This window comes from Micromonospora sp. NPDC051141 (assembly GCF_044455765.1).
In the GTDB taxonomy this organism is placed as follows: domain Bacteria; phylum Actinomycetota; class Actinomycetes; order Mycobacteriales; family Micromonosporaceae; genus Micromonospora.
In genome coordinates, this window is the sequence record NZ_JBITFD010000027.1 from 16,402 (window position 1) to 37,921 (window position 21,520).

The window sequence follows — 21,520 nt, forward strand, 5'->3', positions numbered from 1 at the left end:
CTCCCCCGGGACGGCTTGACTTCAACATTTGTTCAAGTCTTAGCGTCCCTCGCATGACGACGCAAGAACTGCCACTCACCCTTGCCGTGCTCGTCGCCAGCGTTCGCCGGCCCCGGATGGGACGGTTGATCGCCGACTGGTTCGTCGACCACGCCGACCGTCGCGGCGGCTTCCGGACCGACCTGATCGATCTCGCCGAGGTGCCGCTTCCGCTGGCTGACACACCGCCCGGCGGCAACCCGGCCAGTCCGATCGCCGATCGCCTCGATGCCGCGGACGCCTTCGTCGTGGTCACACCGGAGTACAACCACAGTTTCCCGGCGGCCCTGAAGAACGCCATCGACTGGCATCACCGGGAGTGGGTGGCCAAGCCGGTCGGGTTCGTCTCGTACGGCGCCGGCTCGGGCGGGATCCGCGCGGTCGAGCAGCTCCGGCTGGTCTTCGCCGAACTGCACGCCGCCACCACCCGCACCGGCGTCGTGCTCACCGCACCGTGGGACCGTCTCGACCAGCAGGGCCGACTCGTCGACGACGGCCCGCTCGGGCGGGCCGCCGACGCGACGCTCGACGAGGTGGGCTGGTGGGGCGAGGCGCTGCGCGCCGCCCGCCGGAAGCGACCGTACGGTCAGTAACGCTCACGGAGGAGCTGGGCCGCCTCGACCGCCCAGTAGGTGAGGATGATCTGCGCGCCGGCCCGGCGGATCGAGGTGAGCGTCTCCAGCATCGTCCGCTCGCGGTCGATCCAGCCGTTGGCGGCGGCGGCCTCGACCATGGCGTACTCCCCGGAGACCTGGTAGGCGGCGACCGGGACGTCCACCGCGGCGCGGACCGCCGACACCACGTCGAGGTAGGGCAGCGCCGGCTTGACCATCACCATGTCGGCGCCCTCGGCTACGTCCAGCTCGACCTCGCGCAGCGACTCCCGCAGGTTCGCCGGGTCCTGCTGGTAGGTGCACCGGTCGCCGTCCAGCGCCGACTCCACCGCGTCCCGGAACGGACCGAAGAAGGCGGAGGCGTACTTCGCGGCGTACGCGAGCACCGAGACGTCCTGGTGCCCGGCGGCGTCCAGGGCCCGGCGGACCGCGCCGACCTGCCCGTCCATCATCCCGGACGGCCCGACCACGTGGACCCCGGCGTCGGCCTGGGCGACCGCCATCTCGGCGTACGCGGCCAGCGTGGCGTCGTTGTCCACGCCACCGTCCGGGGTGAGCAGGCCGCAGTGCCCGTGCGAGGTGAACTCGTCCAGGCAGAGGTCGCCCATCACCACCGTCGAGTCGCCGACCTCGGCGAGCACGTCCCGGATGGCGACGTTGAGGATGCCGTCCGGGTCGAGGCCGCCGGAGCCGGTCTCGTCCCGCGTCGCCGGAACCCCGAACAGCATGATCCCGCCGACCCCGGCCTGGACCGCCTCGACCGCCGCCTTGCGCAGCGAGTCCCGGGAGTGCTGGAGCACCCCCGGCAGCGACGCGACGGCCCGTGGCTCGGTCAGCCCCTCCTTGACGAACATCGGCACGACCAGCTCGGCCGGGGCGACGCGGGTCTCGGCGACCAGCCGCCGCACGGCCGCGTTGCGGCGCAGCCGGCGGGGCCGGATCTCGGGGTACGGCATGGGGGTGCCTCCTGTCAGCGGAACCTCAGGGCGGTCGGGCCCTGCACCTTCGAGCCGCGGCGCTGCTTCGCCGGCATGGCGGCGAGCTTCTCGCGCAGCTCGACGGCGTAGGCGGCGAGCGCCTCCACCAGGTCGGGCACCGAGGCGTGCGGCGGCTGCACGTCGACCCGCAGGCCGAACTCCGTCGCGGTCTCCGCCGTCTTGGGCCCGATGACAGCAACAACGGTACGGGCGTGCGGCTTCCCGGCGATGCCGACCAGGTTCCGGACGGTCGAGGACGAGGTGAAGAGCACCGCGTCGAACCCGCCCGACTTGATCGCGTCGCGGATCTCGGCCGGCGGCGGCGCGGCGCGCACGGTGCGGTACGCGGTGACGTCGTCGACCTCCCAGCCGCGCTCGGTGAGCCCGGCCGCGAGCGTCTCGGTGGCGATGTCGGCGCGCGGCAGCAGCACCCGGCCGACCGGGTCGAGGATCTCGTCGTGCGGCGAGAACTCGGCCAGCAGGCCCTCGGAGGACTGCTCGCCGGCGGGGACCAGCTCCGGCTGGATGCCGAACGCGCGCACCGCGTCGGCGGTCGCCTCGCCGATGCAGGCGATCTTGACGCCGCCGAAGTGCCGGGCGTCCAGCCCGTGCTCGCCGAACTTCTCCCAGACCGCCCGGACCGCGTTCACCGAGGTGAAGATCACCCAGGCATACCGGCCGTCGACCAGGCCCTTGACCGCCCGCTCCATCTGGGCCGGGGTACGCGGCGGCTCGACCGCGATGGTCGGCACCTCGCACGGAATCGCCCCGTACGCGCGCAGCCGCGCGCTCATCGCGCCGGCCTGCTCCTTGGTGCGGGGCACCAGCACCTTCCAGCCGTACAGCGGGCGGTTCTCCCACCAGCTCAGCTTGTCGCGGTCGGTGACGCCCGCGCCGACGGTGAGCACGACGCGGCCGGTGAAGCCGAGCGCCGCCGCGACGAACGAGTCCACGGTCGACGTGGTGGTGTACTGCGTCTCGCCGGTGCCGTCGCCGGTCACCCCGACCCCGGTGGCGCCGTCGACGCCGGCGGCCAGCAGCCCGTCCCGGACGGCGGCCAGGTCACCGGCGTCCACGGCCAGCGCCAGCGAACCCCGGCCCACCGCCGTGGCGAGCGCGTCGAAGTCCAGCGTGTTGACGTCCTCGACGTCGGCGGCGGTGCGCACGCCGGGCAGCGGGACGCCCGCGTAGGTGGCGACGCCCTCGGCCTGGCCGACGCCCGGCACCACCTCGAAGTGCGCGGCGGTACGCGCCACCGCCTGCACCTCCTTGACCACCGAGTCGTGGCCGAACGGGTCACCGGCCACCAGGTGCACGGCGTTCTGCCCGGAGCGGGCCGCGGAGATCAGCACCTTCGCCACGTCGCCGGGCACACCCTCGGCGGGGCTGAACTCGGCGTCGGGCCGGGCCTGGGCGCGGACGTGGGTCAGCAGCGACTCGGGGACTCCCCGGTCGTACACCACGTGGTCGGCCTCGACCAGGGCGTCGAGCGCCCGGCGGGTCAGCAGGCCCGGGTCGCCGGGGCCGGCCCCGACGAAAGCGATCCGGCCTACGGGCTTACGGGTGCGGGTCATTCTGTGCTCCCAAGTTGCTGGGTCCCCGGGCCGGCGTGTCCTTCTTGGCCGAGGATCGAGTCGGCGCCGAGTTCGAGGAGTTCGGCGGCGAGTGCCTTGCCGATCTCCGCCGCGTCGGCGGGCGTTCCGGTGCGGGACAGTCGGAGGTCACGGGAACCGTCCGGGCTGATCACCGCACCGCGCAGGTAGATCTCCTCACCGGTCTCACCCTCGGCGAGTTCGCCGTAGGCGGCCACCGGTGCGCTGCACCCGGCCTCCAGGGTGGCCAGCAGCGCCCGTTCCGCGGTGACCGCGGCGCGGGACGGTGCGTGGTCGAGCCGCGCGAGCAGCTCGACCAGGTCGTGGTCGTCGCCCCGGCACTCGACGGCCAACGCGCCCTGGGCGGGCGCGGGCAGCATGAGCATCGGGTCGAGCGTCTCGGTGATGACGTCGGCGCGGCCGATCCGGGTGAGCCCGGCCCGGGCCAGCACGACGGCGTCGAGGTCGGCGTCCGGGCCGAGCACCCGGCCGAGCCGGGTGTCGATGTTGCCCCGGATCGGGGTGACCTCGAACTGCATGCCCAGCGCGTGCAACTGGGCGATCCGGCGCAGCGCGCCGGTGCCGATCAGCGCGCCGGGCGGCAGCTCGGCGAGCGTCCGGCCGCCGGTGGCGACCAACGCGTCCCGCGGGTCCTCCCGGGGCGGCACGGCCGCGATGTGCAGGCCGGGCGCCGCCGCGGTGGGCAGGTCCTTGTACGAGTGGACGGCGAAGTCGATCTCACCGGCGGTCAGCGCGTCCCGCAGCGCGGAGACGAAGACGCCGACGCCGAGCCGCTGCACCGGGGCGGTGGAGCGGTCCCCGGCGGTCACCACCTCGACCAGCTCGACCGGGCGGCCGGTGGCCGCGGTGAGGGCCTCGGCGACGTGGCCGGACTGGGCCAGCGCCAGGACGCTGCCCCGGGTGCCGAGGCGCAGGGGGGCGGTCATCGCGCACCTCCGGTGGGCGGGACGTCGGCCGCGTCGAAGGACGGCCGGCCGTCGGTGTCGGTGGCGACCACGTCGGGAACGGTGTCGACCGGGGACGTCTGTGGCACCTCCAGGTCGAACAGCTCGCGCAGCAGGGCCGCGTACTGGTCGCCGCCGGGCTCGGCGGCGAGCTGGCGGACCCGTACGGTCGGCTGGTGCAGCAGTCGCTGCACGACCCGGTGCACGGTGCGGGCCACCTCGGCGCGCTGGTCGTCGCTGAGGTCGGGGCGGCGCTGGCCGAGCCGGCGCAGCTCGGCGGTGACCACGTCGTCGGCGCGCCCGCGCAGCGCGGCCACGGTGGGCGCCACGTCGGCGCCGCGCAGCCAGGTCAGGAACGCCTCGACCTCACCGGCGACGATGCGGGCCACCTCGGCGGCGTCGGCGGCGGCCGGCCCGTCGGCGAGGACGGCGGCCATCCGGTCGATGTCGATCACCTCGACGCCGGGCAGCTCGGCGACGCCGGCCTCGACGTCGCGCGGGACGGCCAGGTCGAGCAGGACCAGCGGGCCCCGGCCGGCGTCGCGGCGGGCCAGCGCCCGGGTCACCACGTCGCGGGTGAGCACCGGCTCGGCGGCGGCGGTGGCGGCGACCACGGTGTCCACCGTGGAGAGCGCGTCGACCAGTTCGGCCATCGGCACGGCGGTGGCGCCGTACGACTCGGCGAGCCGGACCGCGCGGGCGGCCCCCCGGTTGGTGACGGTGAGCGGGCCGGCGCCCAGCCGGGACAGCGTGGCCACGCTCAGCGAACCCATCGCCCCGGCGCCGACCACCATGGCGGGTCGGCCGGTCAGGTCGCTGTCGAGCAGGCCGGCGGCGAGGTCGAGCGCGGCGGTGACCACGCTCTGCCCGGCCCGGTCGATGTTGGTCTCGGCGTGGGCCCGCTTGCCGACCCGCAGCGCCTGCTGCATCAGCTCGTGCAGCAGCCGGCCGGCGGAGTCGGCGCCGCCGGCGAAGTGGTAGGCGTCGCGGAGCTGACCGAGGATCTGCGCCTCGCCGACCACCATGGAGTCCAGCCCGGCGGCGACCCGGAAGACGTGGTCCACGGCGGCGGCGTCGTAGTGCACGTACAGGTGCGGCGCGAGCGCCGCCGGCGGGCAGTCGGCCTGCTCGGCCAGGACCGCGCAGATGTCGCCGAGCCCACCGTGGAAGCCGGCGACGGCGGCGTAGACCTCCACCCGGTTGCAGGTGGAGACCAGCACGGCCTCGGCGACGTACGGCTGGGCGACCAGCCGGTCCAGCGTGCGGGTGAGATCCGCGGGTGGGACGGCCAGTTGCTCCAGGACGGCGACCGGGGCGGTGCGGTAGGACGCGCCGACGACGAGCAGTTTCACGTGCCGATCGCCTCCTGGGTGTCGGTGGTCGCGAGCCCGCCGGGCAGGGCGGTGAGCGCGGACCCGCCGGTGGTGGGCAGCGCGGTCAGCGACGCCTTGCGGTGCTCGTGGAAGGACAGGATCTGCAGCTCGATCGCCAGGTCGACCTTGCGCACGTCGACCCCTTCCGGGACCGAGAGTACGCACGGCGCGAAGTTGAGGATGCTCGTCACGCCGACGGCGACCAGCTCGTCGGCGACCGCCTGGGCGGCCGACGCCGGGGTGGCGATCACGCCGATCGAGATGGTCTCCTCGGCGACCACCCGGGACAACTCGTCGACGTGCCGGACGACCAGTCCGTTTATCCGCTCGCCGACGCGGGACGGGTCGGCGTCGAGCAGCGCGGCGATCCGGAAGCCGCGGCTGGCGAAGCCGTCGTAGCCGGCCAGGGCGTGACCGAGATTACCCACGCCGACCAGCGCGACGGCCCGGCACTGGGTGAGCCCGAGCACCGACTCGATCTGGTCGATCAGCAGCGCGACGTCGTAGCCGACACCGCGGGTGCCGTACGAGCCGAGGTGCGACAGATCCTTGCGGAGCTTGGCGGAGTTGACGCCGACGGCGCTGGCCAGGCCCTCGCTGGACACGGTCTCGTGGCCGGCTTCGGCGAGCGCGTGCAGCGCACGCAGGTATTCCGGGAGCCGGGACACGGTCGCCTCGGGCAGGTCCGGAAGCGCCGGTACGGCACCGGTGCGGCCGGGCGCGCCAGGGGGACGGTGCTGACTCATGAGACTCCGTGCGGTGCGATCCTCGACCGGCGACGGGGGCCGGCCGTTTCGGGACTCCCGCTGGCGACCGATGTTGCCGGCTGTGCTAGCAGGGCGCGTCGGAACTACAGAGTAGGCGCTTGTGAACAGGTGCACAAATCGCGATCTTGATGACTCGCGATGCGGCTCCACCTGCCCCTCCATTCCTACAAGATCGATCAACCGCGCTCCTCGGTGGCGCGAGGCGATTATTGCTCAATCCCGACTTCTCTGACCAATCGCGTGCGTGCGGTAACGCTCCGCAGCCAACCCGGCGAGGCGCTTCTCACGTGCCGGGTGGGGAGAACCCCACCCCCGACCGGCCGGCGTACGGGATGGGCCGGCCGGGGTCGCGCCCATAGCCTCGAACCATGACCGCCGCGCCGTTGGCCACCGCACCCGTTCCCTCCTCGCCCGTCCGGAGCCTGCTCCGGCGGCTCGCCCACGACACCGGCTACGTGCTCTTCAGCCTGCCGCTGGCGATCCTCGGGTTCGTGCTCGCCGTGGCGGGGATCTCACTCAGCGTCGGCCTGCTGGTCACCACGCTCGGCCTGCCGGTCCTGGCCGGCGTGCTCTACGCGGCGCGCGGGCTGGCCGACCTGGAACGGCTCCGGCTCCCCGGCGTGCTCGGCCGGCCCCGGGTCCGCCCGGTCTACCTGACCCCGGGGCGCGGCGCCCGGTTCTGGCGGCGGGTGTTCACCCCGATCCGCGACCCGCAGTCCTGGCTCGACCTGCTGCACGCGTTCCTGCGGCTCCTGGTGACCCTGCCCACGTTCGTGCTGATGGTGGTCTGGTGGGCGCTGGCGGTGACCGGCACGCTCTACGGCGGGTACGACTGGGCCATCCCGCGCGGGCCGGACCAACAGGACCTCAGCCAGCTCCTCGGCATGGGCGACGGGGCCGGCGCGCGGATCGCGCTGAACACCGCCATCGGCCTGTTCGCGCTCCTCACTCTCCCGCTGGTGGCCCGTACCCTGGCCCGGATCCAGGGCGGCCTGGCGTACTCGCTGCTCACCGGCGTGGCCGAGATGCGGCAGCGGATCGTCACGCTGGAGGAGCAGAAGCGGGCCGCCGCCTCGGCCGAGGCGTCCGCGTTGCGCCGGTTGGAGCGGGACATCCACGACGGGCCGCAGCAGCGCCTGGTCCGGCTCGCGATGGACCTGGGCCGGGCCCGCCACCAGCTCGCCGCCGACCCGGAGGCGGCCCGGCGCACGCTTGACGAGGCGGTCGCCCAGACCCGGGAGACGCTCGACGAGCTGCGCGCGCTCTCCCGGGGCATCGCGCCGCCGATCCTGGTCGACCGGGGGCTGCCCAGCGCGCTCGCCGCACTCGCCGCCCGGGCGCTGGCGCCGACCGAGCTGCTCGTCGACGACGACCTGGGCACCACCGACGGCCGGCTCGACCCGGGCCTGGAGAGCACCGCCTACTTCGTGGTGGCCGAGGCGCTGACCAACGTCGCGAAGCACAGCCGGGCCGACGCCTGCCGGGTGGAGGTGACCCGGAAGGTGGGCCGCCTGGAGATCACCGTCGCCGACGACGGGATCGGCGGCGCGCACCTGGCCAAGGGGCACGGGCTCAGCGGCATCGCCGACCGGGTCCGGGCGGCCGGCGGCACGCTGGAGGTGGACAGCCCGGCCGGCGGCCCGACCCGGATCCACGCCGAGCTGCCCCGGTGACCGCCCGCCACCCGGCCCGGCGACCCGCCGAACCGCCCCGGTGACGTCCGTCGGCGACCCGCCGCACCGGGGCGAGGCCGCGCGGTGGGACCCGGACGTGGTAGACACCGGACCCATGCGGGTGGTGATCGCGGATGACGCCGTGCTGCTCCGGGAGGGGCTGATCCGGCTGCTGACCGACTTCGGGCACCAGGTGGTGGCCGCCGTCGGCGACGGGGACGCGCTTGTCGACGCCGTGGTGGCGCACCGGCCGGACGTCTCGGTGGTGGACGTGCGGATGCCGCCGTCGCACACCGACGAGGGGCTGCGCGCCGCGGTGGAGGCCCGTCGCCGGGTGCCGGGCACGCCGATCCTGGTGCTGTCCCAGTACGTCGAGGTGTCGTACGCCGACGATCTGCTGGACACCGCAGGCGGCGCCGGCGGCGGCATCGGCTACCTGCTCAAGGACCGGGTGGCCGCGATCGACGAGTTCCTGGACGGGCTGGCCCGGGTGGCCGCCGGCGGCACCGTGCTGGACCCGGAGGTGATCAGCCAACTGCTGGTGCGACGGCGGCGCGACGACCCGTTGGCCGCGCTGACCCCGCGCGAGCGCGAGGTGCTGGCGCTGATGGCCGAGGGCCGCTCCAACACCGCCATCGCCCGCGCCCTGGTGGTGAGCGACGGCGCGGTGGAGAAGCACGTCCGCAACATCTTCACCAAGCTCGACCTGCCGCCGGACGCCACCACCCACCACCGCCGCGTGCTGGCCGTCCTGGCCCACCTCCGCGCCTGACCGCGCCGGCTCAGGGCAGCGCGCGGGCCAGCGTGACCGCCTCGGTGAGGGTGTCGGCGGTCGGGTGACCGCTGGCGCGCAGCCGGGCCGGGTCGGAGAGGCCGCCGGTGTAGAGGACGGCCGCGCCGCCGACCGAGGTGGCCGCGTCGGCGTCGTCGAGCGAGTCACCGATCAGCACCACGTCGGCGCCGGCCAGCCCCAGCTCGGCGAGGTGCTTCTCCAGCCACTCGGCCTTGGGCCCGCCGCCGACCGCGGCGCGCAGCCCGTCCACCCGGCTGAAGTGCGGGGTCAGTCCGTACGTGTGCACGGTGGGCACCAGCTCGTCGTGGAACCACATGGACAGCAGCGACTGGCTGCCCGGCCAGGCGGCGATCGCGGCGGTGGCGTCGGCGGCCAGCGCGCAACTGGTCAGCCCGGCCCGGTACGCGTCGTGGAAGATCCGGTCGAGCGCGCCGAACGCCTCGGCGTCGACCGCCCGGCCGAGCATCTCCGCGTAGTAGTCGGCGATCGGCCGGCGGAACCGCACCCGGTGCTCGTCCGCGCTGACCGCCGGACCGCCGGCGCTGGCGAAGGCCACGTTGGTGGCGCGCACCACCAGGTCGAGGTCGTCGAGCAGGGTGCCGTTCCAGTCCCACACCAGGTGGCGCCGCGTAGCCGTCACCCGAGCACCATAGTTCACAGTTGCGGGGTGGTCAGGTCCCGCAGCAGCCGGTTCTCCTCGACCCGCCAGTACCCGTGCTCCTTGCCGTCGAGCAGCACCACCGGCAGCCGGTCGCCGTAGTCGCGTTCCAGCTCGACGTCGCCGGTCACGTCCTTCTCCACCCAGCGGTCGCCGGTGACCGCCACCACCCGGTCGAGCGCCGCCTTCGCGTCCTCGCAGAGGTGGCAGCCGGGCCGGGTGATCAGGATGAGCCGCGGGTCACTGGACATCGGGTACCTCCGTGCGGGTCTCGGTCGGCGGTGCCGGCGACGGCACCACGGGCACCGGGCGCAGCTCGGTCTTGCGGACCTTCCCGATCGCCGAGTACGGCAGCGCGTCGACGAACTCGACGGCGGTCGGGCACTTGAACCGGGCCAGGTTACGCGCGCAGTGGGCGAGCAGCTCCGCCGCCGTCACCCCGGCCGCGCGCACCACGTACGCCCGCACAGTCTCGCCGGTCCGCGGGTGCGGCACGCCCAGTACCGCCGACTCGGCCACCCCGGGGTGCGCCTGGAGCACCGACTCGACCTCGTGCGGGTAGACGTTGAAGCCGTTGACCAGGATCAGCTCGCCGAGCCGGTCGACCAGGAACAGGTCGCCGTCGCCGTCGGCGTACGCCACGTCGCCGGTGGCCCACCAGCCGTCCGGGCCGGGCCCGCCCCGCCCGTCGGGCCAGTAGCCGGCGAACAGGTTCGCGCCACGCACCACGATCTGACCGGGGTCGGTGCCGACCGGGTCGTCGGTGAGGTCCATCCCGTCGTCGTCGGTCTCGGCGGTGGGCACCCCGTCGCGCCACAGCTCGTCGCCGTCGGACCCGACCAGGCGCAGCTCGACGCCGGGCAGCGGGCGGCCGATCGAGCCGGGCTTCGGCTCACCGCCGACAAGCGTGGAGGTGAGCACCGGCGCGGTCTCGGTGAGCCCGTAGCCGACGTGCACCGGATGCCCGGTCAGCTCGGTGAAACGCGCCCCGACGGGCGGCGGCAGCGGCGCCGCGCCGCACACCGCGACCCGCACCCCGGCCAGCGCCGCGCCCGGGTCGCCGGCCGCGTCGGCCCAGGTCAGGAACATCGACGGTACGCCGAGCAGCACGCTCACCCGGTGCCGGGCGATCTCGTCGAGCGCCCCGGTCGGGCCGGCCTCGTCGACGAGCACGCCGGTGGCGCCGTGGCGCAGCACCGCCCCGAGCCCGGCGTTCAGCCCGTACGCGTGGAACAGCGGCAGCGCCAGCAGCACGGTGTCGTCGGGGCCGACCACCGGGGGGTGGATCCGGTCGGCCTGGGCGTGGTTGGCGGCCAGCGCCCGGTGCGACAGCATCGCGCCCTTGGGCCGGCCCTCGGTGCCCGAGGTGTAGAGCAGTACGGCGAGGTCGTCCCCGTCCCGCGTCGGGAACCGCGCCGGGGCGTCGTCGGCGGCGACCGGCGGGACGGTGTGCACCGCGCGCAGCGCGGGCAGGTCGGCGGGGTCCACCCGGGCGGTCACGTCGGCGGCGCCGACCAGGACGGCGGCGCCGGAGTCGGCGAGCACGTGCCGCAGTTCCCGGCCGGTCAGCGCGGGGTTGACCGGCACGGCGACCAGGCCGGCGCGGAGCGTGGCCAGGTAGGTGACCACGAAGTCGGGGGTGTTGCCGAAGCCGATCGCCACCCGGGGCGGGTGTGGCGTCCGGTCCGCCGACGGCGTGGCGGCGGACAGCGCGTGGGCGGTGGCGGTGACCGCGGCGTCCAGCGCGGACCAGGTGAGCGTGGTGTCGCGCCAGTGCAACGCGACCCGGCCGCCGTGGTCGGTGGCGGCCCGGCGGAGGCGGTCGGCGAGGTTCGGCGAGGTGCTGTCGGCGGCGTCCTGCACGGTGGCTGAGTCTGGCACAGCGGGGTGCGCCGGACCATGCCCCCGAGTGCCGCCCGGGTCCGCCGGGTGAGACCGCGATTGACAGTGGACGCAATTCCCATGCATGGGAGCGTGATCTTCGCGAGCTGCGGAGGCGTGACTGGAGACGGGTTCACGAACCACGCTCACGACACGCCGGGCGGCCGAAAAATCCGCCTCGACCTGGGCTTCCACTGCGGACCAGGTTGCCGCACGAAAGTCAACCAGGAGCGACGGACAACCGGTCCGGCAGGAGTACGACCACGCGGGAAATACTTCCGCTCTGTGTAACGGACTTGCCACGCGCGGGTGACGTTGGGCCTATCATCACTCGGGTCGGCTCACCCATTTGCCGTGAGTCGACACCCCTCAGCCCGAGGAGGCCCCCGTGCCCGTGAGCGCATTGGACCAGCACCTCAACGGGACGTGCCGCCCGCCGACACGTCCCGCACCGGCCGCGCCCCACCGGGTCGCGCCCGGCCCCGCAGCGCCGCACCGGCGCCCGGCGAGGTCGCTGCCCATCTGGACCGGGGAGGCACGGTGACCACGTTCGGTTACGCGGAACGGCCGGCCGGGGTGACCGGCCCGACCCAGCGGAACCCGCTCAACGAGCGCGTCGAGCCCGCGCCACGCGTGGACAGCCTGCTCGCGCTGAGCGGCGAGAGCCGACGGACCCGCAGCCGCGCGCACCACGGCAACGAGGCGCCGCTGCGCCCGGCGGCCCCCGGCGGCAACGCGAAACCCGCGGCCGGGCGCGTCGGCGCCCCGCCCCGCCCGGCCGTCCCGCCGGCCCAGGCCCGCCGCGGTGACGCGGCGACCAGCGCCGAGCCCCCCGCCGCCGAGACCGCGGTGCTGCCGGTGGTGACCGTCGGCGACACCGCGGTGCTGCCGGCCGTCCCCGCCGCCACGCCGGCCACCGGCTTTCCGAGCCGCCCCGATCCGTCCGACCCGGCCACCGAGGTCTGGACGCTCGTCGAGCGGGCGCAGGCCGGCGAGTCCGAGGCGTTCGGCCTGATCTACGACCGGTACGTCGACACCGTCTTCCGGTTCGTCTACTTCCGGGTCGGCAACCGCCAACTCGCCGAGGACCTCACCTCCGACACGTTCCTGCGGGCCCTCAAACGCATCGGCAGCTTCACCTGGCAGGGGCGTGACCTGGGCGCCTGGCTGGTCACCATCGCCCGCAACCTGGTCGCCGACCACTTCAAGTCCGGGCGCTACCGGCTGGAGGTGACCACCGGCGACGTCCTCGACGCCGACCGGGAGGACCGCGGCCCGGAGGGCAGCCCGGAGGCGGCGGTGGTCGAGCACATCACCAACGTCGCCCTGCTCACCGCCGTCAAGCAGCTCAACCCGGAGCAGCAGGAGTGCATCGTGCTCCGGTTCCTCCAGGGCTTCTCGGTCGCCGAGACGGCCCGTGCCATGGGCAAGAACGAGGGCGCCATCAAGGCGCTTCAGTACCGGGCGGTACGGGCGCTGGCCCGGCTGCTGCCCGACGGCTTCCAGGCCTGACCCGCCGCATCCCCGTCCCGCCACCGGCCCGACGCCGGTGGCTGACGCGCGCCCCGGCCCGCCCGCGACCCCCGTCACACCCGGTTATTTCGCCCCCGAACGGCCCGTAACCGGCGACCGGCGCGAACCGTTTCTCCGGGTGCGACCAGTGGTTGTCCCGGCGTCCCCCGGGCCCACCCGGTCCGGCGGGTCAGGTCGGCCGTCCCGGTCGGCACTCGGCCACATGCTGCCACGGGTCGCTGGTGACGACGACGGCCGCCCGGCCGTGACCAGCGAGAGGGGGTGCCCGCAGTGGACAGCGACCTCTTCTCCGGTCGGCGAGCCGAGCGCTTCGCGCAGCTCCTCGACGAGGCCAACGGCGGACGCCGACACCACGTCCGGTCCCGCGCCGACGGCGAACTCACCGCGCTCGTGGGAGTGACCCGCCGGCTCACCGTCGAGCGGCCCACCGTCGAGGTGGACGCCGACTTCCGCACCGGCCTGCGCGCGATGCTGGTGGCCACCGCCGAACGTGAGGGCGTCCCCGCCACCACCGACGCCGGCGCCAGCACCGGCGGGCTCGGCGCGCTGCTGCCCGCCATCACCGGCCGCCGGGCGCGGGCCCGGGGCGCGATCCTGGTCGGCGTGGCCGCCGGCGCGATCGCCCTCTCCGGCATCTCCGCCGCCAGCGAGAACGCGCTGCCCGGCGACGCGCTGTACGGCATGAAGCGCTCCACCGAACGTGCCCAGCTCGCCCTGGCCAGCTCGGACATCAGCCGCGGTCAGCTCTTCCTCGACTTCGCCCGGACCCGGCTCGACGAGGCCGCCACGGTCCGCGACGACCGGCTCGGCTTCAGCGCCGTCCTGGACGACATGGACGCGGACACCCGCCAGGGCGTACGCCTGCTGACCACGGTGGCCGCGCAACGCTCCGACCCGACCGCGCTGGACGCCGTGGACACGTTCCTCGCCGGTCAGCGCCGGGTGGTCAGCGGCCTGCTCGCCCGGCCCGACCACGCCGACCGGGACCGCACCCGTCGCTCGCTGGCCCTGCTCGACGCCGCCGGCCGACGTGCCGACGCGCTGCGCGAGACGATCGCCTGCGGGCTGCCCGCGCCGACCGCCAGCGACACGCTCGGGCCGGCGCCGACCACCTGCCCCGGCGAACGCTGAGCGCGCGGCCACACTTCTCCCGACGGACACCCGACCGTCACGAGACGGCGGATACGGTGGACGCGGCACGCGTACCGGGGTCGTCGAGGGAGGGAGGTCGCCGTGACCGGGTCCGGCAAGGTGACGGTCAGCACCGACGTCCACGGGCACACCGCCGGTTGGGCGGAGACCCCGGCGGCACCCGCGACCACGATCGCGCCGGCCCCGACGGCCGCCGCGTTCTTCGACGTGGACAACACGATGATGCAGGGCGCGTCGATCTACTGGTTCGCCCGCGGGCTGGCCGCCCGGAACTACTTCACCGCCGGTGACCTGGCCCGGTTCGCCTGGCAGCAGGCCCGGTTCCGGCTGCTCGCCACCGAGCACGCCGGGACCATGTCCCAGGCCAAGGAGGCCGCGCTCGCCTTCGTGCAGGGCTGGCGGGTCGACGACGTGGAGCGGCTCACCGAGGAGATCTTCGACGAGCTGATGGCACCGCGCATCTGGGCCGGCACCCGCCGGCTGGCCCAGCGTCACCTCGACGCGGGCGAGCGGGTCTGGCTGGTCAGCGCCGCCCCGGTGGAGATCGGCCGGGTGATCGCGGCCCGACTCGGCCTGACCGGCGCGATCGGCACGGTGGCCGAGGTGGTCGACGGGGCGTACACCGGCCGACTGGTCGGCGATCTGATGCACGGGCCGGCGAAGGCGGAGGCGGTCACCCAGCTCGCCGCCGTGGAAGGGCTGGACCTGGCCCGCTGCGCGGCCTACAGCGACTCGGCCAACGATCTGCCGATGCTGTCCGCGGTGGGCCGCGCGGTCGCGGTCAACCCCGACCCGGCGCTGTCGCGGCGGGCCCGGGAGCGGGGCTGGGAGGTCCGTGACTTCCGCACCGGCCGTCGGGCCGTCCGCATCGCCGTGCCCTCGACCGCCGCCGCCGGGCTGCTCGCCGGCGCGGTGACCGCCGGGCTGGCCCTGCACCGTCGCCGCCAGCGCGCCTGACCCGGCGCTCAGGGGCCGAACGGGTCCGGACGGCGTTCGAGCAGCTTGTGCAGCGTCTGCTGGATGGTCTCCCGCACCTGGTCGGCGAGGTTGAACACGACAAGCGGATCGTCCGCGGAGTCCCGCAGGTGCGCGGTCGGGATCGGCGGGCAGAACTCGATCAGCCACTTGCTCGGCAGCGGCACCATGCCCAGCGGGCCCAGCCAGGGAAACGTCGGCGTCACCGGGAAGTACGGAAGCTTGAGCAGCCGGGCGAGCGGCTTGATGTCGGCGAGCATCGGGTAGATCTCCTCGCCGCCGACGATGGCCACCGGCACGATCGGCGTGCCGGTACGCAGCGCGGCGGAGACGAAGCCGCCCCGGCCGAAGCGCTGGAGTTTGTAGCGGTCGGAGTAGAGCTTGCCGATGCCCTTGAAGCCCTCCGGGAACACGCCGACCAGCTCGCCGTTGCCGAGCAGCCGTTCGGCGTCCGGGTTGCAGGCGACCGTGCCGCCGGTCTTGCGGGCCAGCTCGGACACCACCGGCATCCGGAAGACCAGGTCGGCGCCGAGCAGGCGAAGGTAGCGGTGGCTCGGATGCCGGTCGTGCAGCGCCGCGGAGAGGATCAGCGCGTCCAGCGCCACGGTGCCGGAGTGGTTGCCCACCACCAGGCCGGCGCCCTCGGCCGGCACGTGCTCCAGGCCACCCACCTCGGTGCGGAACCAGTCCCGGTAGAGCACCCGGACCAGCGGGTGGAAGACCGCGTCGGTGAGGTCCGGGTCGAAGCCGAACTCGTCCACCTCGTAGTCACCGGCGAGCCGGCGGCGCAGGAACGCGAGCCCCCGCGCGACCCGACGGTCCCACTGGTCCCCGGGCCGGTCGCCCACCGCCGGCCCGGTCGGGCCGTGCCCGGGGGTCGCGCTCTCCGGCACGGCCTTCTTGGCGATCGTCTTCTTCGCGACGGTCTTCTTCGCCAGGGTCTTCTTCGCGACGGTCTTCTTCGCGACCGGGCGGGTGGTCGGCTCGTCGGCGGAGGTGTCCGGCTCGTCGGCCGACTCCGGGGGCGCGGGCGGTCGGGCGGCCGGCGCCGCGACCGGCCGGTGCCCGTTGCGCCGCGCCGGCTCCGCGTCCGGTCCGGGCCCGGTCGGGGGTACGTCGAAGCGGGCGTCCCACCGCTCCGGTGTGCTGCTCACGAGCGCTCCCGGACGGTCGAGCGGACCTGACGGATGCTCTCCAGCACCAGGTGCTCGGCGGCGGCGAGCTGGTCGCGGGTCACCACCACCCCGCCGTGGTGGGCGCGGACGAAGTCGTCGAAGGCGGCGGCGGTCGAGCGGGGGGTGAAGCCGAACTCGCGCTCCAGCCGGGTGGTGTCCACCACCCGACCGTGCACGAAGAGGTCGACCTGGTCCAGGCCGTACCGGCCGAAGCCCAGGGTGCGGGCGACCGCGGCCACCCCGGCCAGGCCCGGTTCCAGCACCGGCACGGCCACCCGGCCGGCCCGGCGGATGGCCTGGGACAGCGACAGCACGCCCGGACCGGCCACGTTGAACGTCCCCGGGTGCTCCTCGGCGACCGACCGGTGCAGCACCGTCAGCGCGTCGTCGATGTGCAGGAACTGCAGGCGCGGGTCACGGCCGAAGATGGTGGGCACCACCGGCTGCGCGAAGTAGCGGGTGAGCGTGGTGTCGGCCGTGTAGCCGATGAACGGCGCGAAGCGCAGCACGGTGGCGGTGACGTCGGGCCGGCGGCGGCGGAAGCCGCGAACGTACCCCTCGATGTCGAGGATGTCGCGGCCGAACCCGCCGCGCGGCACCTCACGCGGCTCGGTCTCCTCGGTGAAGACGGCCGGGTCGCGGAACGACACCCCGTACGCGGCGGTCGACGAGCGGACCACCAGCCGGCGCAGGCGCGGCGCGCGCTGGGCGGCGGCGAGCAGCTGCATGGTGCCGATGACGTTCTGTTCCTTCATCGCCGCCCGACCGCCGTGCTGCGGGTCGGGCGCGGTGACCAGCGCCAGGTGCGCCACGGCGTCGACGTCGAGGTCGATCAGGAGACCGCCGAGCGAGTCGAGGTCGAGCCGGACCAGCTCGACGTCGGAGAGCAGGTCGGCCAGCTCGGGGTTCGGCGGGGCCGGGTCGACGCCGATGACCCGCTCGATGTGTGGGTCGGCGGCGAGCCGGGCGGCGAGGTTGGCGCCGAGGAATCGGCCGACCCCGGTGACGACGACGACCCCCGGGGCACCGGAGGTGCCACCGGGGGTCATGTCGTGCGCCTTGCGCGGCAGGCAGGATCGAGCCGGAACGTCCGCGGCCTGATCACCTGAGCCTCCGAGGGTCGACAGTTAGCAAGTGGTGCCGGTGCCGGGTCAGCGCCCGGCCCCGGTCACTTGCCGAGACGGCGACGCTGGACGCGGGTCTTGCGCAGCAGCTTGCGGTGCTTCTTCTTAGCCATGCGCTTGCGGCGCTTCTTGACCACCGAGCCCATACGACAGCCTTTCGATGCAACGTGCGGGGCGGACCGGGAGGCACCACCAACGCGGTGGCGCCGTGCCCGCTTGCGGACAACGGACCGGACCAGCGTGGTGGGCCGGGCACACCAGGAGCGATCACGGTCGGGCTCCAGGGTAGCCGGAGTGCGTCAGCAGGACCAACGCGCCCCCGTCGATGCCCCTTTTCGTCGCACTCGGCGGGCGTCGCCGAGGGCTCAGGCGGACTCCTGGAACGCGCCCCGGAGATATTCGTGCACGGCGTGCTCGGGCACCCGGAACGACCGACCGACCCGCACCGCGGTCAGCTCACCGCTGTGCACGAGACGGTAGACCGTCATCTTGGAGACCCGCATGACCGTTGCCACCTCGGCGACGGTCAGGAACCTGACATCCGACAGCCGTGCGTCGGACTGCGACCCGGCCATGGCTCACCGACCCATTCCCGTGCCCGGCGCGTGCCACCGGGCAGGTGCTTCCGCCTCGACGAGCGACGCGCGTGTAATGAGTACGGTAGCGGGACGGCTGTGACCTGCGCGATCCCTTCCGTCCTTTGATCATGGCCGGACGGGCGTCCGCCGGGGCTTTTTCGCCCGGACGGGTGGGGCGTCCGGATCGCCTACTCGGCGCGCAACGCCACCACCGGATCGAGCCGGCCGGCCCGCTGCGCCGGCACCACGCCGAACACGATGCCCACCGCCGCGGAGACGCCGAACGCCAGCGCCAGCGACCACCAGGTGATCGCGGCCGGGATCGGGGAGAACGCGTCGACAAGCAGCGCGGTGCCCACCCCGAGCGCCATCCCGGTCAGGCCACCGATCGAGGTGAGCAGCACCGCCTCCAGCAGGAACTGCACGCCGATGTCCCGGGGCCGGGCGCCGACCGCCTTGCGCAGGCCGATCTCGCGGGTGCGCTCGCGTACCGAGACCAGCATGATGTTGGAGACGCCGACGCCGCCGACCAGCAGCGAGATGCCGGCGATCGCGGCCAGCACGCCGGTGAGCACGCCCAGGATGTCGCCGAGCACGCCGAGGATCTGCTGCTGGGTGACGGCGCTGAACTCGGTGTCCGGGTGCCGGCGGGACAGCTCCGCGACGATCCGCTCGCCGAGCTGGTCGATCCGCTCCCGGTCCGGCGCCTTGACCGCGATGCCGTCGATCCGCTGGGTGCCCCACAACCGCTGCGCGGCGGTCACCGGGACGTGCACCTCGTCGTCCCGGTCCACGCCGAGGCTCTGCCCGAGCGGGGCGAAGACGCCGATCACCCGGAACCGTACGCCGGCCAGCGTGACCTGCTGGCCGAGCGGATCACGGTCGGGGAAGAGCGTCCGGGCCACCGACGCGCCGAGCACCGCCACCCGGCGACTGGTGTCCACGTCGGCCCCGGACAGGTAGCGGCCCCGGGCCAGCGACCGGGTGAACACCGACGGGGTGGTCTCCAGCACGCCCTGCACGGTGGTGAAGTCGGACCGGTTGCCGGCCCGCGCGGTCGCGCCGGAGGCCACCGTCACGGCCACCCGGCCGGGATCGCCGACCACCCGGGAGACGGCGTCGACGTCCTTGAGGTCCAGCGGCGACACCACCGGCGCGGTGCCCACCTCGATCTTTCCGGGCACCACCAGCAGCAGGTTCGAGCCGAGCCCCTCGACCTGCTGCTCGACCTGCCGCTTGGTGCCGGTGCCGATGGCCACCAGGATCACCACCGAGGCGACCCCGATGATCACGCCGAGCATGGTCAGCAGGCTGCGCATCCGGTTGGCGCGCAGCGCGTCCAGCGCCACCCGCCACGCCTCGGCCACCCTCACCGGGCCGCCCCGTCGCCGGCACGCGGAAGGCGTCCGGTGGCTCCGGTGGCGCCACCGGAGCCACCGGACGGGTGCCCCGGGCCACGTCCGGACGCGGACCGGGGCTCCGCGCTGGGAGCGGGATCCAGTGTCGCAGGTCCGTCCGGGTCGGCCGACCCCGGTCGATCATGAGCGGTGTCGGACCGGATCAGCCCGTCCCGGACCGCGATGCGCCGACGTGCGCGGGCCGCCACCTCCTGGTCGTGCGTCACCATCACCAGCGCCACCCCGGACTCCGCGTTCAACCGCTCCAGCAGCTCCAGCACCGCCTCGCCGGTGACGCTGTCCAGGTTGCCGGTGGGCTCGTCGGCGAGCAGCACCGCCGGCTCGGTGACAAGCGCCCGGGCGATCGCCACCCGCTGCTGCTCGCCCCCGGAGAGCTGGTTCGGCCGGTGGTGCAGGCGGTGCCCCAGCCCGACCCGGCCCAGCATCGCCGCCGCCCGTTCCCGCCGCTGCCGCGCCCCGACGCCCCGGTAGACGAGCGGCAGCGCCACGTTGTCCACCGCGGACGTCCGGGCCAGCAGGTGGAACGCCTGGAAGACGAAGCCGATCGTCTCGTTGCGCAGCGTCGCCAGCTCCGGCGCGGTCAGCGTGGCCACGTCCCGGCCACCGATCACCAACCGGCCGCCGGTGGGCCGGTCCAGCCCGCCCAGCAGGTGCATCAGCGTGGACTTGCCGGAGCCGGAGGGCCCGATCACCGCCACGTACTCGCCCTGGTCGATGGTGAGCGACACACCGCGCAGCGCGGACACCGACACCCCGTCCAGCTCGTACGCCCGCGAGACGTCGACCGCCTCGACCGCGGCGACGGTCACGGCAGCTCCTGGCCGTCGCGCACCTGGTCGGCGCCGCGCACCACGACCCGGTCGCCGGCCCGGACCCCGTCGACGATCTGCACCAGATCCTGCCCCTGCACGCCGACGGTCACCGGCACCCGGTCCGCCCGACCGCCCCGCAGCACCCAGACCGCGTCCCGCCCGTCGGCGGAGAAGACCGCCGAGGCCGGCACCGCCACCGCGTCCGTCGCCTCCCGGACCCGGAGCCGGACCACCGCGTTCATGCCCGGACGGGGCGCCGGGGCGGCCTCCTCGCCGAGTCGGCCGGGGCCGAGGTCGAGCCGGACCCGGTAGGTGACGCCGCCCCGGGCGGAACTGGTGGGCAGCACGTCGACCGAACGGACCGTCGCCTCGTACGTCGCGCCGGTCACCGCGTCCAGCTCGACCGAGGCGGGCACCCCGGCGCGGACCAGCAGCACGTCCGTCTCGTCCACCTCGGCGAGCAGGCCCAACCGGCCGATGTCCACCACGGTGAGCACCGGCGTGCCGGCGGTGACCCGGCCACCGGCCGGCACCGCGTCGTCGACCCCGGCCGGCGGGCCGCCACCCGACCCGGCCGCGCCCAACGCCGACGGGTCGAGGCCGGGCACCCCCGCGCCGCCGGCCGCGCCGAGCAACCCGGCCAGGTCGGTCGGCGTCGCCGCCCGGGTGCCGCCCGGCTGCACCACGCCGGCGATCGGGGCGCGCAGCGTCAACGCGTCGACGGTCGACTTCGCCAGGTCGTACGCCTGCTGGGCCTGGAGGCGCTGCGCGGCCGACAACGCGCCGACGGCGCTGTTCAGGCCCGCCACGCCGCGCTGCACGGCGGCGACCGCGCGGTCGGCGGCGCGGGCGGCCGACGCGTACTGCCGCTGCGCGGACTCGACCTGGAGCAGCAGCGCGGCCCGGGCCTGCGGGTCGCCGACCTTGCCGGCGGCGGCCCGCGCGGCGGCGAACGCCTCGTCGGCGGCGCGGTCGGTGCCGCGCCGGTTACCGCCCAGGTCGCCGACGCCGACACCCCGACCGGCCCGCTTCGCGGCGCGCAGCGCGTCCCGCGCCCGGGCGAGGCGCTCCCGCGCGGACGGCGAGTCGATCACCGCGAGCACCTGGCCCCGGGTGACCCGCTGTCCGGGCTGGACCTTCAGGACGGCCACCGTGCCGTCGGCGGGGGCGGTGAGCGTCGCCGCGGCCCGCGCGGACACCGTGGCCGGCGCGTCGATCACCTCGGTGACCGGCGCGCGCCCCACGGCGGCGACGCTGACCGCGGGGGTGTCGTCGCCGCACCTGGCGGCGGTGGTGCCGGTCAGCGCGACGGCGGCGAGGAGGGCGGTGACGAGACGGGGGCGGCGGGCCGCGGGCAGCCGCGGCGAGGGAGTGCGGGCCACCCGGCCCATGCTACGACCCGTCGACCGGGGTCGACGCGT

Annotated in this window: 21 protein-coding genes; 6 read left to right on the plus strand and 15 right to left on the minus strand. The window is 74.8% G+C overall.

Annotated elements, in window-relative coordinates; all coding sequences use genetic code 11:
- Positions 1 to 53: 53 nt before the first annotated feature.
- Positions 54 to 632: an NADPH-dependent FMN reductase gene (locus tag ACIA6B_RS31515; protein ID WP_396778980.1), complete on the plus strand. Its 579-nt coding sequence runs from the start codon at positions 54 to 56 to the stop codon at positions 630 to 632.
- Here ACIA6B_RS31515 and hemB read toward each other — a convergent pair.
- From hemB to ACIA6B_RS31540, 5 genes are read right to left on the minus strand one after another with little or no spacing between them, the layout of a single operon-like run.
- Complete coding sequence (hemB, locus tag ACIA6B_RS31520) at positions 626 to 1,609, minus strand: porphobilinogen synthase (protein WP_396778982.1); 984 nt, start codon at positions 1,607 to 1,609, stop codon at positions 626 to 628. The genes ACIA6B_RS31515 and hemB overlap by 7 nt on opposite strands.
- A gap of 14 nt (positions 1,610 to 1,623) precedes the next feature.
- Positions 1,624 to 3,204 (minus strand): uroporphyrinogen-III synthase, encoded by a 1,581-nt coding sequence (locus ACIA6B_RS31525; protein ID WP_396778984.1) that lies wholly within the window; start codon positions 3,202 to 3,204, stop codon positions 1,624 to 1,626.
- On the minus strand, positions 3,201 to 4,169 hold the full coding sequence (gene hemC, locus ACIA6B_RS31530) for a hydroxymethylbilane synthase (protein WP_396778986.1): 969 nt from the start codon (positions 4,167 to 4,169) through the stop codon (positions 3,201 to 3,203). The genes ACIA6B_RS31525 and hemC overlap by 4 nt, the downstream gene beginning before the upstream one ends.
- A complete protein-coding gene (locus ACIA6B_RS31535) occupies positions 4,166 to 5,539 on the minus strand; it encodes a glutamyl-tRNA reductase (protein WP_396778988.1) in 1,374 nt (457 codons plus the stop codon). The genes hemC and ACIA6B_RS31535 overlap by 4 nt, the downstream gene beginning before the upstream one ends.
- Complete coding sequence (locus ACIA6B_RS31540) at positions 5,536 to 6,306, minus strand: redox-sensing transcriptional repressor Rex (RefSeq protein WP_396778990.1); 771 nt, start codon at positions 6,304 to 6,306, stop codon at positions 5,536 to 5,538. The genes ACIA6B_RS31535 and ACIA6B_RS31540 overlap by 4 nt, the downstream gene beginning before the upstream one ends.
- A 389-nt stretch (positions 6,307 to 6,695) precedes the next feature.
- Here ACIA6B_RS31540 and ACIA6B_RS31545 point away from each other — a divergent pair, with 389 nt between their 5' ends.
- Positions 6,696 to 8,000: a sensor histidine kinase gene (locus tag ACIA6B_RS31545; RefSeq protein WP_396778992.1), complete on the plus strand. Its 1,305-nt coding sequence runs from the start codon at positions 6,696 to 6,698 to the stop codon at positions 7,998 to 8,000.
- A 115-nt stretch (positions 8,001 to 8,115) separates the two neighbouring features.
- Entirely contained in the window at positions 8,116 to 8,772 is a 657-nt protein-coding gene (locus ACIA6B_RS31550) for a LuxR C-terminal-related transcriptional regulator (protein ID WP_396779033.1), read from the plus strand.
- A gap of 10 nt (positions 8,773 to 8,782) precedes the next feature.
- Here the strand turns inward: ACIA6B_RS31550 and ACIA6B_RS31555 are convergent, their stop codons facing one another.
- From ACIA6B_RS31555 to ACIA6B_RS31565, 3 genes are read right to left on the minus strand one after another with little or no spacing between them, the layout of a single operon-like run.
- Positions 8,783 to 9,433, minus strand: coding sequence for an HAD family hydrolase (locus ACIA6B_RS31555; protein WP_396778994.1), 651 nt, complete (start codon positions 9,431 to 9,433; stop codon positions 8,783 to 8,785).
- Between the two features lie 14 nt (positions 9,434 to 9,447).
- Positions 9,448 to 9,702, minus strand: a complete 255-nt coding sequence (locus ACIA6B_RS31560; RefSeq protein WP_396778996.1) for a glutaredoxin family protein — start codon at positions 9,700 to 9,702, stop codon at positions 9,448 to 9,450.
- Positions 9,692 to 11,314, minus strand: coding sequence for an AMP-binding protein (locus ACIA6B_RS31565; protein ID WP_396778998.1), 1,623 nt, complete (start codon positions 11,312 to 11,314; stop codon positions 9,692 to 9,694). The genes ACIA6B_RS31560 and ACIA6B_RS31565 overlap by 11 nt, the downstream gene beginning before the upstream one ends.
- Before the next feature lie 558 nt (positions 11,315 to 11,872).
- Here ACIA6B_RS31565 and ACIA6B_RS31570 point away from each other — a divergent pair.
- From ACIA6B_RS31570 to ACIA6B_RS31580, 3 genes are all read left to right on the plus strand, one after another.
- The gene (locus ACIA6B_RS31570) at positions 11,873 to 12,844 is read left to right on the plus strand and encodes an ECF subfamily RNA polymerase sigma factor, BldN family (RefSeq protein ID WP_396779000.1); all 972 of its coding nucleotides are present in this window, start codon (positions 11,873 to 11,875) and stop codon (positions 12,842 to 12,844) included.
- A 291-nt stretch (positions 12,845 to 13,135) separates the two neighbouring features.
- Positions 13,136 to 13,996: a DUF5667 domain-containing protein gene (locus ACIA6B_RS31575; RefSeq protein ID WP_396779002.1), complete on the plus strand. Its 861-nt coding sequence runs from the start codon at positions 13,136 to 13,138 to the stop codon at positions 13,994 to 13,996.
- A 102-nt stretch (positions 13,997 to 14,098) separates the two neighbouring features.
- The gene (locus tag ACIA6B_RS31580; RefSeq protein ID WP_396779004.1) at positions 14,099 to 14,974 is read left to right on the plus strand and encodes an HAD family hydrolase; all 876 of its coding nucleotides are present in this window, start codon (positions 14,099 to 14,101) and stop codon (positions 14,972 to 14,974) included.
- 8 nt (positions 14,975 to 14,982) lie between these two features.
- On the opposite strand, the gene ACIA6B_RS31585 is transcribed toward ACIA6B_RS31580, so the two are convergent.
- The 7 genes from ACIA6B_RS31585 to ACIA6B_RS31615 all read right to left on the minus strand — a co-directional run bounded on the left by ACIA6B_RS31585 (position 14,983) and on the right by ACIA6B_RS31615 (position 21,490).
- Positions 14,983 to 15,840, minus strand: a complete 858-nt coding sequence (locus tag ACIA6B_RS31585; RefSeq protein WP_281938619.1) for a lysophospholipid acyltransferase family protein — start codon at positions 15,838 to 15,840, stop codon at positions 14,983 to 14,985.
- A 302-nt stretch (positions 15,841 to 16,142) separates the two neighbouring features.
- The gene (locus tag ACIA6B_RS31590) at positions 16,143 to 17,216 is read right to left on the minus strand and encodes an NAD-dependent epimerase/dehydratase family protein (RefSeq protein ID WP_396779006.1); all 1,074 of its coding nucleotides are present in this window, start codon (positions 17,214 to 17,216) and stop codon (positions 16,143 to 16,145) included.
- A 119-nt stretch (positions 17,217 to 17,335) separates the two neighbouring features.
- Positions 17,336 to 17,437: a 30S ribosomal protein bS22 gene (locus ACIA6B_RS31595; RefSeq protein ID WP_007465623.1), complete on the minus strand. Its 102-nt coding sequence runs from the start codon at positions 17,435 to 17,437 to the stop codon at positions 17,336 to 17,338.
- 219 nt (positions 17,438 to 17,656) lie between these two features.
- Positions 17,657 to 17,866 (minus strand): helix-turn-helix domain-containing protein, encoded by a 210-nt coding sequence (locus ACIA6B_RS31600; protein ID WP_013288759.1) that lies wholly within the window; start codon positions 17,864 to 17,866, stop codon positions 17,657 to 17,659.
- A 191-nt stretch (positions 17,867 to 18,057) separates the two neighbouring features.
- The gene (locus tag ACIA6B_RS31605; protein WP_107162558.1) at positions 18,058 to 19,242 is read right to left on the minus strand and encodes an ABC transporter permease; all 1,185 of its coding nucleotides are present in this window, start codon (positions 19,240 to 19,242) and stop codon (positions 18,058 to 18,060) included.
- Complete coding sequence (locus ACIA6B_RS31610; protein ID WP_396779008.1) at positions 19,239 to 20,096, minus strand: ABC transporter ATP-binding protein; 858 nt, start codon at positions 20,094 to 20,096, stop codon at positions 19,239 to 19,241. The genes ACIA6B_RS31605 and ACIA6B_RS31610 overlap by 4 nt, the downstream gene beginning before the upstream one ends.
- Positions 20,093 to 21,490 carry an efflux RND transporter periplasmic adaptor subunit gene (locus tag ACIA6B_RS31615; RefSeq protein ID WP_396779010.1) on the minus strand — a complete coding sequence of 466 codons (1,398 nt, stop codon included), beginning with the start codon at positions 21,488 to 21,490 and terminating at the stop codon, positions 20,093 to 20,095. Before ACIA6B_RS31615 ends, ACIA6B_RS31610 begins: the two co-directional genes overlap by 4 nt.
- Positions 21,491 to 21,520: the final 30 nt, after the last annotated feature.

Excerpts from the sequence above, each read along its gene's own strand:
- ACIA6B_RS31600 (WP_013288759.1), bottom strand. The coding sequence starts at position 17,866 with ATGGCCGGGTCGCAGTCCGACGCACGGCTGTCGGATGTCAGGTTCCTG.
- ACIA6B_RS31515 (WP_396778980.1), top strand. The coding sequence starts at position 54 with ATGACGACGCAAGAACTGCCACTCACCCTTGCCGTGCTCGTCGCCAGC.
- ACIA6B_RS31525 (WP_396778984.1), bottom strand. The coding sequence starts at position 3,204 with ATGACCCGCACCCGTAAGCCCGTAGGCCGGATCGCTTTCGTCGGGGCC.
- hemC (WP_396778986.1), bottom strand. The coding sequence starts at position 4,169 with ATGACCGCCCCCCTGCGCCTCGGCACCCGGGGCAGCGTCCTGGCGCTG.
- ACIA6B_RS31550 (WP_396779033.1), top strand. The coding sequence starts at position 8,116 with ATGCGGGTGGTGATCGCGGATGACGCCGTGCTGCTCCGGGAGGGGCTG.
- ACIA6B_RS31590 (WP_396779006.1), bottom strand. The coding sequence starts at position 17,216 with ATGACCCCCGGTGGCACCTCCGGTGCCCCGGGGGTCGTCGTCGTCACC.
- ACIA6B_RS31595 (WP_007465623.1), bottom strand. The coding sequence starts at position 17,437 with ATGGGCTCGGTGGTCAAGAAGCGCCGCAAGCGCATGGCTAAGAAGAAG.
- ACIA6B_RS31560 (WP_396778996.1), bottom strand. The coding sequence starts at position 9,702 with ATGTCCAGTGACCCGCGGCTCATCCTGATCACCCGGCCCGGCTGCCAC.
- ACIA6B_RS31545 (WP_396778992.1), top strand. The coding sequence starts at position 6,696 with ATGACCGCCGCGCCGTTGGCCACCGCACCCGTTCCCTCCTCGCCCGTC.
- ACIA6B_RS31540 (WP_396778990.1), bottom strand. The coding sequence starts at position 6,306 with ATGAGTCAGCACCGTCCCCCTGGCGCGCCCGGCCGCACCGGTGCCGTA.
- ACIA6B_RS31615 (WP_396779010.1), bottom strand. The coding sequence starts at position 21,490 with ATGGGCCGGGTGGCCCGCACTCCCTCGCCGCGGCTGCCCGCGGCCCGC.
- hemB (WP_396778982.1), bottom strand. The coding sequence starts at position 1,609 with ATGCCGTACCCCGAGATCCGGCCCCGCCGGCTGCGCCGCAACGCGGCC.